Source organism: Mesonia sp. K7, from assembly GCF_003233725.1.
Taxonomy (GTDB): Bacteria; Bacteroidota; Bacteroidia; order Flavobacteriales; family Flavobacteriaceae; genus Mesonia.
On record NZ_QKQV01000009.1, the window covers coordinates 99,761 to 110,164 of the forward strand.

The following is a 10,404-nucleotide window of genomic DNA, read 5'->3' on the forward strand; positions in this document are numbered from 1 at the left end:
ATTCCGCTTAAAGCGGAATTTTTTATATTTCTATACACAAAGTCTTCTATTAATAGAAAGTAGCTCTGTTATCTTCTATTTCTGCGCTCGATTTTAAAGCTTCTAAAAGTCTATTTACCGCTTTGCCAGCTTGTTCTTTAGACTTTCTGTTGGCGATTGTTTTATAGGTGTCTAATTTTGTTGCTTCGGTTTTGTTGGTTACTTCCACGACAAAAACTCCTTTTTCACCTTGTATAGGTTTGCTTACTTTCCCTTTTGGCATATAGAAAGCTGTTCCTACGACTTTTGGTTCGTTGGTAGAGCCTGGTAGAACAGGATTAGACATATTTACTTGTGAAGCGGTTTGAACGCTCACTCCATTCACAGAAGCGATCTCACCCAAAGTTTTTGAAGTATCTATCTTTTTAATAATGGCTTCGGCTTGTTTTTCTTTTCTGATGATTGGTGTAACCGTTGGTGAAGCACTTTCTACACTCATCAAGCCTTTCTTGTTTTTAGCGGTAACTTGTGCCACGACATAACCATTACTAAGGTCAAAACGGCTTACATCACCCACTTCGGTATCTTCGTTAAATGCCCATTTAACAATACCTCTTTGATTACCAATACCTGGGAAAGATTCGTCCATTGCTTTGATGTCTTTTACCGGTCTTACTTCATAACTATTCTTTTTTGCTTCATCGGTAAAACTTCCTTCTTTGGCTGCAATTTCAAACTTGGTTGTCGTTGCAAACAAATCATTGGTTGTTTCTTCTGAAGGTTCAATTTCTTTTGCGATAGTCGCTACCTGAATTGCTTTTTGGACATTCTTTCTCTCCTGGATGTTTACAATGTGGTAACCATATTCCATTTCTATAACCCCATAATCATTACTTTCGGTATCGAAAATGTAATCCATAAATTTTGAAGAAGACACGTTTCTATAGTTTACCCAACCTAATTCACCATTTTTAGCTTTTGTTGAACTATCGTCGGTGTAAGTAGTCGCCAAGGTACCAAATTGCTCTTTGTCTTTTTTGATGACCGTTAACAAGCTATCGGCTAATTTTTCTGCTTGTTCTTTAGTTCTCGTTACTTCTTGGCTCACTGGGCTGCCTTCAAAAGCCAATAAAATGTGTCTTACTTGTACCGAATCTGGAATTTGTTTTACATCGGTTACTTTTACCGCCTTCCAGAAATTTTGGTCTCTGTATGATCCGTAAGTTTCGCCTTGAGCAGTTTCAAAAATTCTATCTGCATTTTCCGTTGGCAACTCATCTTTAAACAAATAACGCTCTTCGTATGGCAAATCTGAATTTTCTGCAATATATTGCTCTAAGTTCTCTGTCGTTCTGAAACCTTTTACGTCTTCGTTTATCTTTGAAACTTCATTAAACTCTTTTCTGTCGTTCAAGAGTTTTTCCAATTCAGCTTTGGTGTCATTCTCGTCTTTCGTAGAAGCAGTTTCCTCAAAAAATACATATTGAATATCTCTTGTTGCCTCAACTTCGTATTTCTCTTTATGGTCGTTTAAATAGGCTTGGATATCGTCTTTACTTACCTCAATCTCACCAGCACTTTCATAAGGAACCATCACAAAGTTAAAGTTCACTTTGTCGTTTTCCATTTTATGGATTTGCTCCCCTTCGATAAGCGTTGCGCCAACACCTGCACGCACCATATTGTAATAAATACGCGATTTTGCTTGGTTTTCGATGTTCTTTTCTACGTTCTTCCACTGCTCGTAGGCTTGCGGAGAAGTCGCTTCTAAATTGGCTACATATTCTTTTACCTTTCCTAGATCGAAAAAGCCTTCGTTGTTCATAAACTCCGGACTGTTTCCAAATTGTTGCTCTAAAGCCTCGTTGATTTGGTCTTCCCCAACCTGAATTCCTAATTCATCTATTTGCTCGTCTAACAAGGTTTGGTTGAGTTGTGCATTCCAAACTTGGTTGACTGCCTGAGCTGTGGTCATGCTTCCGCCAGAATTTTGCTGGTAAGCCTCTACTCTTGCCGCAAAATCTTTCTGACTAATTTCTTCACCATTAATGGTTGCAATGTTGTTTTGTGTTTTGGTAAACCCACCACTTCTAATCACATCGGCCAACACAAAAGAGAAAAGCGCCAATGCAATAATGATAATTAAGAAAACCGAACGTTGTCTTATTTTATTTAATACTGCCATCGTATAACTGGTTATTTTATAATTTTATACAGAACTCAAAATGAGTTTAGTGGGCGAAAATAAGATAATTGTAAAAATTATAAAATTATTTTGGTAGAAAAAATTGGTTTATTTTGGGTTATAATTCACAAGTAATAAAATTAGTTTTCATTGAGATCCTGAATCAAGTTAAGGATGACAAATATCAATCCTTTATCTTTTGTACTTGTACCAATTCTATTTTTGAAGAAGATACTTCCAGAATCTGGATTTTATAGTTTTCGATATAGACCAAACCATCTTTTTCTGGGATTTCTTCGGTGTGGTGTACAATCATTCCCGAAAGTGTTTCGTAATGATCTCCTTCAGGTAAATCGAGTTTGTAAGTATCGTTGATGTAATCTACTTCCAGGCGAGCAGAAAACTTAAACGTGTTTTCACTCATTTTCTCTTCGATATACGCCTCGCTATCGTGTTCATCTTCTATTTCGCCAAAAAGTTCTTCTACAATATCTTCTACGGTCATCATTCCGCTGGTTCCGCCATATTCGTCGATGACCACCGCAATACTTCTTCGTTTTTTGGTCAGCAAATCGAGTACTTTATTGATGAGCATGGTTTCTGGCACATAAACTACCGAATGCATCATCGAGCGGATATCTTTGGGCTTTTTAAATAAATCGAACGAATGGACATACCCGATAATATCATCGTTGGTTTCTTTAAAAACCAATATTTTGCTTAATCCGGTCTGGGTGAAGATTTTGGTAAGGTTCTCTGGAGTTTCATTCAGGTTGACCGCAATAATTTCCGTTCGCGGAATCATTACTTCACGGGCTTTGATATCAAAAAATTCCAGTGCATTTTTAAAAATCTGTATCTCGGAGTCTATTTTTTCGGTTTCTTGGGCGCCATCCATCTGCTCGTTGATGTAATTGCCCAATTCTACTTTAGAAAAAGCCAATTGCACTTCGTCGCCTTTGGTTTTAAAAAACAACTTTAACACCATATCAGAAACCCAAATGATAAAGCTCGAGATAAAGCTAAACAGGATGTAAAAGAAATAAGCAGGAAGCGCAAAAATCTTTAAAAAGGTATTGGCATATATCTGAAAAAACACTTTAGGCAAAAATTCTGCCGTCATCAAAATCACTAAAGTGGAAATGAGCGTTTGCGTAAAAATAAGTCCGTCGGTAACGAGGTAATGCAAAATATTGTTTTCCACCGGAAGGTAAGAGCCCAACCAATTTACCAATAAATCGCCCATAAAAAATCCGTAAACCACCAAAGCGATATTATTGCCCACCAACATGGTTGCAATAAATTTGGAAGGTTTTTTGGTAAGTCTTGCTAAAATTTTTGAGATAAAACTATTCTGTTTTTTCTCTATCTCGATGTGTATTTTATTGGAGGATACATAGGCAATTTCCATCCCGGAAAAAAATGCCGAAAGGATAAGGCTACAAATAATTATGACAACCTCAACATCCATTATTGGTCTTTATTACGCTCTTCCATTTTTCTTCTAAAATTACGTTTGAAAAAAAACATAAAAATAGCAACCGCTACAAAAGCAAAACATAAATAAGCGTGACTTCTATCGGTCGACCAACTGGTAATGGCTTCGTAAGTGAAAAGTGCTGCTATAAAAAGGTATGCGTATTCGAAATACTTGTATAATTTTTTCATTCAGGTTCTTCGTTTATAATTTGTACACCCACGTTTGAGCGTGAGCTAAATTTATCAAATTTTTCATTGGCATCAAAACCTTTGCCGTCGTTTAAAGCACCATTATTGAGACGGATATTATAATCGATATCCGAAAAGACCCAACTGTGGGTTTGGTCCCAATACAATTGTTGTGCTTTTAAGATGGTACTGTCTGCTGTAGTGACAACCACATTGCCCTGCAAATCTACCAAATTGGTGTTTTGATACATCATGGCATAATCGGCTTTGATGGTATTTTTTTTGCCTTGGTCATCGAAAAAATCGACTTCAAGACCTTCTGGAAATTCGCGATAAGCAAATTCTAATTGCGAGAAATCATGAGTTACTTTTGAGCGTAAATTGGCTTTGACGTAACCACTATCGGTATAAAAAAGATTGATGTGTTTACCAACAGTTTGCGGCGTGAGCATTTCTTCATCCCACTTTCGCATTTGTTTGAGTTTATCTTGACAAGAAAAAAGAATTGCCACACTACAAAGTGTGACAATTCTAAAAATATATGTATGTAACTTAAACATTATTGAATGTTAGGCACTTTTACGCTCTCACCAATCCAACAGCTAAAGCTAATGCTTTGACCTTGTTTACCCGAAGAGAAAATATCTGATTTTTGTGGAGCTCTTCCTCTATAGCTCTCTGCTGTCTGAGCTGCTGTAGATTTTAACGATGGGTCAACTCTTCCTGCTCTATCTGCATAGTCTGCTGCCAACCAGTAAACGGCTCTTTTATCGAAAGTAGTTTCTGCACAGTTGTTGGCGCTAGAAGCATACATACTTGCAATTTGTAGGTAAGCAATTCCTAATGAAGGTTGTATAGCCAATGCTTTTCTGTAATAGTTTCTAGCGTTAGAAAAACTACCGCTGTTTTTATAGCTCCCTGCAATCTTCATATATACTCTCGCTTTATCGATTGGGTCTGTTTCTAACTCAGCCGATTGGTTAAAGTACTCCAAAGCTTTTGAAGACTTACCTTCTTTAGCAGCCAACTGACCTAAGTATAAAGCCGATTTTGCTGAAGGTTCTGCTGCGTGTAAAGCTTCTACCAAAGAGAAAAACAATGGATCTTCTGTACAATCTTTGGCCGAAAGTCTTCTCGCCGCTCTTTTTAACCATTCTACGTCACCTTTTTTAGCCTCAAAATCTTTATTGTATAATGGTACTAAGTTTTCACAGTCTGCTCTTTCACCCAATAGTTGGTTGATACCAGATTTAATTTTACTGAAGTTTGTTAAATAAATTTCAGCATTTTTTAAAGTTCTGGTTTCAGAGGAGTTTAAAGTAGTACCTTCTTCTTGTTTCTTGATAAGTGGTTCTGCTTCAGCAGCTCTCTGGATCTCTTGCTCTTCAATCTTTTTAGTGAAAGCATCATATAGCTCAAAAACTTCGTTTAAGTCTTTTTTACCGTCATCTTGAAGTTCTATAACGGTATTGAAATATATGTATAAAGCTCTTGGATCTGAAAAGTTTTTTTCGTCTTCTTTCCAAGCTTTTTCAAACATGGCTAAACGCTTTTCGGTAGTACCTAATTCGAAATCGTACATCGCTTCACCAATACTTCCGTAAGCTTCACCTACTTTGGTTTCGTTAGGAAAATGCTTTAATCTCAATTTATAGTTTTCGATTAATGCTTTAGCATATTGTTCTTGATTTTCATCATCAGATGCATCTTTAGCCAATTGCTTAAACATACGTTCTCCGTACTGATATATTGCAAGGCTTGCATCTGGACAATTTTTTATGAGTTTATCATAAATAGGTTTCGCAGTCTTGTAATCTTTAATTTTTGCACTTTGAGCATATAAAGATACTTCTCTGTTACAATCTACACTCGCTTGTGCATTTGCCAAACTTACACTTAAAAAGAAACCTGTTAATAAAATTAAAAATTTAGTTTTCATTGTATTTATGTTGTTTGTGGTATTAGTTATATTTTCTTTTGACAAACCATTTGTCGTTAAACGAGAGACTTAAAGAGATGTTGTAAAAATTTTCTTTCACTAAATTATTCTCTGTCGTGCCTCTCTGACCGTATTCTACTCCTAGGTTAAAATTAGAGAAGAAATCACCAGCCGGTAATCCAACTCCAAAAGATATGCCAAACTCATTTATCCCTGTATTATTAATGTTTAAACCGGTTTCTTCATACCTAAAACCAGCTCTATAAGTCACTCTTTTAAAGTAACTTGTGATATCATTATAATTAGGAATAAAATAACCCCCAAGACGATAACTTGATGCGGCTTCATAAGTAACATTATTAAAATTGAATGTGGTATTATTGACATCAGCCTCAGATTTTCTACCATATTCTAAGCCCGCAAACCACTCTCTTGGTTTACCAAGACCTCCACCAATCGTAAAATGACTAGGTAGGCTAAGCTCTGTTTCTGCTACTACTATATTTAAAGTTTGTATTTCTAATTCTGAAGAACCTGATAAAGCTGCTACTGTTGCTAATTCTCTTTGGTTTTCTACTTTTAGCTTTGTCTCTGGCGCATAGGTTATAGAACTTGTAACCTCTAAACCTGAATTTAAAAGTTTTTGGTATTGCAATCCAAAATTGACTGAAAAGCCTCTAATTTCTGATGAGTTTTTTTCCTGAGTACCATATTGTATGTCGCTTTCAAAAAAAAGGTTTTTATTATCTATTCTTCCAAAATTATAACCTCCTTCAACACCAATTCTTAAGTTTTCTTTTATTTGATACCCTGCCGCTAAAAAAATCTTATTTAAACCTCCTTCGCCAGCAAATGTTTGTCTTGTAGTTTCTGTTTCTATTTTTTGTTCGTAACCTACTGTAGATCTTGGCATCATCCCAAGTCCAAAACCCAGTTTCCCTGTAGGGAAAGCTAAAGCCAAATAATCAAATTTGGTACTTCCTGTATTTTGTTTTGCGTTTGTATCTTCTACCGTTTTTTGCGTATTAGTCGCTCCTAGAGTGAATGTGGTGAGTCGTAAGCTACCATAACTCGCCGGGTTTTGAAAATTTAGATGGATACTGTCTGCTAATACTCCCAAACCTCCCATCGAACGATTTTCTACTGTATTATTGGCTTTATTTAAACCCAAACCAAAGAAAGAGTAAGGTGAGGTATTGTTTTCTTGGGCTAAGATATTTGCCGAAACTAACAGCAAAACTACTAATGCAAATTTTTTAATCATTTATTTGTATTAAATTCTAAAATATAATTTAAACCGTCCAACAGAAAATTATCGGCGGCAAAGATGCTATTTTTTAATCGATTAGACAAGAACTCGCCATCACCTCCTGTTAAAATAACTGTTAAATCTGAAAAATCTTGTCGGTATTCGTCTATCAAACCATCTATTTCTATGGTGGTTGTTTTCACAACTCCCAACCAAATATTTTCTTGTGTTGTCTTTCCAATATTTTCAGAAAACGTTTCACTTTCGTGAAAATCTACCAATGGCAACTTATCGGTAAAGTGATGCATGGCTTTTGCTCTCATCAATAAACCTGGTGAAATAATGCCGCCAAGGTATTCATTATTTTTATTGATCAAATCATAAGTAATGCAAGTACCAGCATCTATAATCAAGCAATTTTGCTGAGGGTATTTTTCTACTGCGGCAGCGGTTAATGCAATTCTATCTATTCCCAAAGTTATTGGTGTTTTATACAAATTACGAAAAGAAACAGGTGTTGTTGCAGATAAAAGCAAAAGCGAGGTGTTTTTCTCTAAAAAACTTATCGCTTCATCAGTTACATTTGTGACCGAAGAAAGTATACTCTGAGTGATTTTATATTCACTGAAAATATTTTCTAAACTCTTTATAAAATCACTTTTCTGAACAATTTGTTTATTCAGAATTTGGTGATTTTGGTAAATTGCCAATTTTATTTGGGTATTCCCGATGTCGATAATGAGGTTTGCCAAAACTTGTATTTAAAAAGACAAATTTACTTTTTTTATATTTTTATTTGTGAGAATATAAAAATGAATTTATATTTGCATCCGCATTACGCACTGGTGCCTTAGCTCAGTTGGTAGAGCAAAGGACTGAAAATCCTTGTGTCCCTGGTTCGATTCCTGGAGGCACCACCGCAGAAACCTCGACCTTTCGGTCGGGGTTTTTTGTTTTAATGTAAAATTTCTTCGATTTTTTTTGTAGTAATGGGTTTGGTTATATATCCTTTTACAAAAGCATAGGTTCTGGCTTTTTGTCGATCTTCTTCATAAATAGAAGAAGTTGCTATGTAAATTTTAGGTGGATTTTCATGACGCTCACACATACCTTCACACGCCTCTATTAGTTCCCATCCATCCATAATTGGCATATTAATATCTATCAGAATAATTTCGTAATTAAAATTATAAGCTTTAAAATATTCGAAAGCTTCTAAACCATTATAAAAAGAACTTACCGACACTTTATCATCAACTCTTAAAATGGTTTTCTTTAAAAGTGTTTGGTAAATTTTGTCATCATCTATAATACAAATGGTTACCATATCATTTGAAAATTAACCTAAAGGTACTTCCTTCTCCTAATTTACTTTCGACTTCAATTTTACCACCCAAAGCTTCCATCTGACTTTTACTGATAAAAAGCCCTAAACCACGAGAATCAGGATTTTTTGTAAAAGTTTTATACATTCCAAAAAGCTTATCTCTGTTTTTATTTAGGTCTATCCCTATACCATTATCTTTTATCTCAATTACTTTTTTACCCTGCTTTTCAAGATAATTGATTTGAATTTTTGAAAGCCGATCTGGATGTTTATATTTTACGGCGTTTGATATAAAGTTAAGCAAAATACTTTCAAAATACGAAGGATTAAAATTGATTCTTTGATCTTTAGGTATATTGACTGTGATTTCGGTTTTTTTATCGATAATTTCGGGCTCTAGAGTATTCAATACACGATTGATGTATTTCTTTATCAGTAATTCTTCTTTTGAAATAAAAGCTATTTTCTGAAGGTTTACCACGTCATTCAGATCATATAAAGTATCATCTAAAGCTTGTGTTACCGATAAAAGCATTTCAAACATTTCTCCTTGCTCGCTTGAGTGAGGTATTTCTGATAAGATATGTGAAATAGACTTTATATTACTCGCATGAGATCGTAAGTTATGGGAGACAATATAAGAAAAGTTAATGAGGCGTTTGTTTTGCTCGAGCACTACATCATAAGATTGGTCCAGCTCTTCTTGTATTCTCTTTTCACTACTTATATCTATTAAAGTTCCTTTAATTTTGGTCACCTCACCATTTATATTCTTCTCACTTTCTAAATGACCTAACACATGGATTAGTTGATTATTGGGGTCTAATAATTTAGCCTCGTAAGGTTCTACTTGCTCTCCATTTAATAAACTTTTTAAACTTTCAATATATCTTTCTCTGTCTGCTGGGTGAATTTTAGAAGTAATTAGTTCTGGCGAGATCTCTGTATCTTTTGGAATTTTAAATATTTCATACAATGTAGGAGACCACAACACGTCATCGGTTTCTACACTCCACTCCCAATAGCCCAATTGTGCTATTTGAATAGCCATTTGCATTTGGGATTGTAATTTTTTTACATCTGCTAATGCCTCGTTTATCTTGGTAACATCTTCTATGGTTGAGATATACGAATCTTTATTTTTATCTCTCAAATAGGTAATTGCCACTCTCACTTGAATTTGACTCCCATCTTTTTTAAAAAATGAAGTCTCTATTTTATTCTTTTCAGCAAGTAAAGTGTCTAAAGCTGCCTTATCTACCCAAAAATCTTTAAAGTTGTATTGTTCTAATTCTTGTTTTTCATAACCAAGCAGCGATAAAAAGTGTTGGTTAACATCAATAAAATGACTATTTTCAGAAAAAATATGCACTATACCTATAGGTGACCTATCAAAGATGGTTTTGAACTTCGCCTCGGTATCCAGTATTTTTTTGTTTTGAACATTAACTAGTTGTTGAAGTTTAGCGGGGCGTTTTAAGATATTTACAATAACAAAACTTATAAAAAAAGATATGATTATTGCGGAAAGAATCAATGGCCATAGTGTATTTATGATAACATCTTTTTTCTGGGAATAAACATACATATTCCAATTTCCGTCTTCAATAAAAACACTTTCCGCTTCTTGAACATCAAATTTTTTTCCTACAGAATAAAAAAAGTTCTCTTCTCCAGATATTTTATCAACCTTTGCAATTTTAAAGCTCAGGTCCATTTCGGGAAGTTTTTCTACTCCAATTGTATTTAAAAGCTCATCTTCTTTGATGATCACAGCAGAAAACCCCCAAAATTCATTACCTATAAAAACAGGCATTCTTCCTACAATTCCTTCACCTCCTTGTTTTAAAGGAATAGGTCCCGCAAAAAACATGATTTTATTGTTCATAGATCGTAGAGCCTCTTCTTTGGAAAGGTCATACTCTAAAATATTCAGTCCTAGAGCTGCTTTATTTTCTTGATAAGGATAAACATGGGAAATGAACTTCCCTGAATAGAGTTGACCGTTATTAAACATTTATTTCATTATTAAAAATAGTAATTGTTTTTTGATGAAA

The 10,404-nt window shown here is 34.7% G+C and carries 9 protein-coding genes and 1 tRNA gene; 1 reads left to right on the forward strand and 9 read right to left on the reverse strand.

What is annotated here, in order from left to right; all coding sequences use genetic code 11:
• Positions 1-49 precede the first annotated feature (49 nt).
• The 7 genes from DNG35_RS08020 to DNG35_RS08050 all read right to left on the reverse strand — a co-directional run bounded on the left by DNG35_RS08020 (position 50) and on the right by DNG35_RS08050 (position 7,772).
• On the reverse strand, positions 50-2,164 hold the full coding sequence (locus DNG35_RS08020; RefSeq protein ID WP_111127656.1) for a peptidylprolyl isomerase: 2,115 nt from the start codon (positions 2,162-2,164) through the stop codon (positions 50-52).
• A gap of 184 nt (positions 2,165-2,348) precedes the next feature.
• Positions 2,349-3,635 carry a hemolysin family protein gene (locus DNG35_RS08025; RefSeq protein WP_111127658.1) on the reverse strand — a complete coding sequence of 429 codons (1,287 nt, stop codon included), beginning with the start codon at positions 3,633-3,635 and terminating at the stop codon, positions 2,349-2,351.
• Positions 3,635-3,832 (reverse strand): hypothetical protein, encoded by a 198-nt coding sequence (locus tag DNG35_RS08030; protein ID WP_111127660.1) that lies wholly within the window; start codon positions 3,830-3,832, stop codon positions 3,635-3,637. The genes DNG35_RS08025 and DNG35_RS08030 overlap by 1 nt, the downstream gene beginning before the upstream one ends.
• On the reverse strand, positions 3,829-4,392 hold the full coding sequence (gene lptC, locus DNG35_RS08035) for an LPS export ABC transporter periplasmic protein LptC (protein ID WP_111127662.1): 564 nt from the start codon (positions 4,390-4,392) through the stop codon (positions 3,829-3,831). The genes DNG35_RS08030 and lptC overlap by 4 nt, the downstream gene beginning before the upstream one ends.
• Complete coding sequence (locus tag DNG35_RS08040; protein WP_111127676.1) at positions 4,392-5,771, reverse strand: hypothetical protein; 1,380 nt, start codon at positions 5,769-5,771, stop codon at positions 4,392-4,394. The genes lptC and DNG35_RS08040 overlap by 1 nt, the downstream gene beginning before the upstream one ends.
• A gap of 22 nt (positions 5,772-5,793) precedes the next feature.
• Positions 5,794-7,035, reverse strand: coding sequence for a hypothetical protein (locus tag DNG35_RS08045; RefSeq protein WP_111127664.1), 1,242 nt, complete (start codon positions 7,033-7,035; stop codon positions 5,794-5,796).
• Complete coding sequence (locus tag DNG35_RS08050; RefSeq protein ID WP_111127666.1) at positions 7,032-7,772, reverse strand: type III pantothenate kinase; 741 nt, start codon at positions 7,770-7,772, stop codon at positions 7,032-7,034. The genes DNG35_RS08045 and DNG35_RS08050 overlap by 4 nt, the downstream gene beginning before the upstream one ends.
• 92 nt (positions 7,773-7,864) lie before the next feature.
• On the opposite strand from DNG35_RS08050, the gene DNG35_RS08055 reads away from it, so the two are divergent.
• Positions 7,865-7,937 (forward strand) — tRNA-Phe (locus tag DNG35_RS08055).
• Positions 7,938-7,975: 38 nt separating this feature from the next.
• On the opposite strand, the gene DNG35_RS08060 is transcribed toward DNG35_RS08055, so the two are convergent.
• On the reverse strand, positions 7,976-8,347 hold the full coding sequence (locus DNG35_RS08060; RefSeq protein ID WP_111127668.1) for a response regulator: 372 nt from the start codon (positions 8,345-8,347) through the stop codon (positions 7,976-7,978).
• Between the two features lies 1 nt (position 8,348).
• A complete protein-coding gene (locus tag DNG35_RS08065; protein ID WP_111127670.1) occupies positions 8,349-10,364 on the reverse strand; it encodes a PAS domain S-box protein in 2,016 nt (671 codons plus the stop codon).
• Between the last annotated feature and the right edge of the window lie 40 nt (positions 10,365-10,404).

What these genes read in the sequence shown, in the direction of transcription:
- DNG35_RS08040 (WP_111127676.1), bottom strand. Translation starts at nt 5,771, where the DNA reads ATGAAAACTAAATTTTTAATTTTATTAACAGGTTTCTTTTTAAGTGTA.
- DNG35_RS08025 (WP_111127658.1), bottom strand. Translation starts at nt 3,635, where the DNA reads ATGGATGTTGAGGTTGTCATAATTATTTGTAGCCTTATCCTTTCGGCA.
- DNG35_RS08030 (WP_111127660.1), bottom strand. Translation starts at nt 3,832, where the DNA reads ATGAAAAAATTATACAAGTATTTCGAATACGCATACCTTTTTATAGCA.
- DNG35_RS08065 (WP_111127670.1), bottom strand. Translation starts at nt 10,364, where the DNA reads ATGTTTAATAACGGTCAACTCTATTCAGGGAAGTTCATTTCCCATGTT.
- DNG35_RS08045 (WP_111127664.1), bottom strand. Translation starts at nt 7,035, where the DNA reads ATGATTAAAAAATTTGCATTAGTAGTTTTGCTGTTAGTTTCGGCAAAT.
- DNG35_RS08060 (WP_111127668.1), bottom strand. Translation starts at nt 8,347, where the DNA reads ATGGTAACCATTTGTATTATAGATGATGACAAAATTTACCAAACACTT.
- lptC (WP_111127662.1), bottom strand. Translation starts at nt 4,392, where the DNA reads ATGTTTAAGTTACATACATATATTTTTAGAATTGTCACACTTTGTAGT.
- DNG35_RS08020 (WP_111127656.1), bottom strand. Translation starts at nt 2,164, where the DNA reads ATGGCAGTATTAAATAAAATAAGACAACGTTCGGTTTTCTTAATTATC.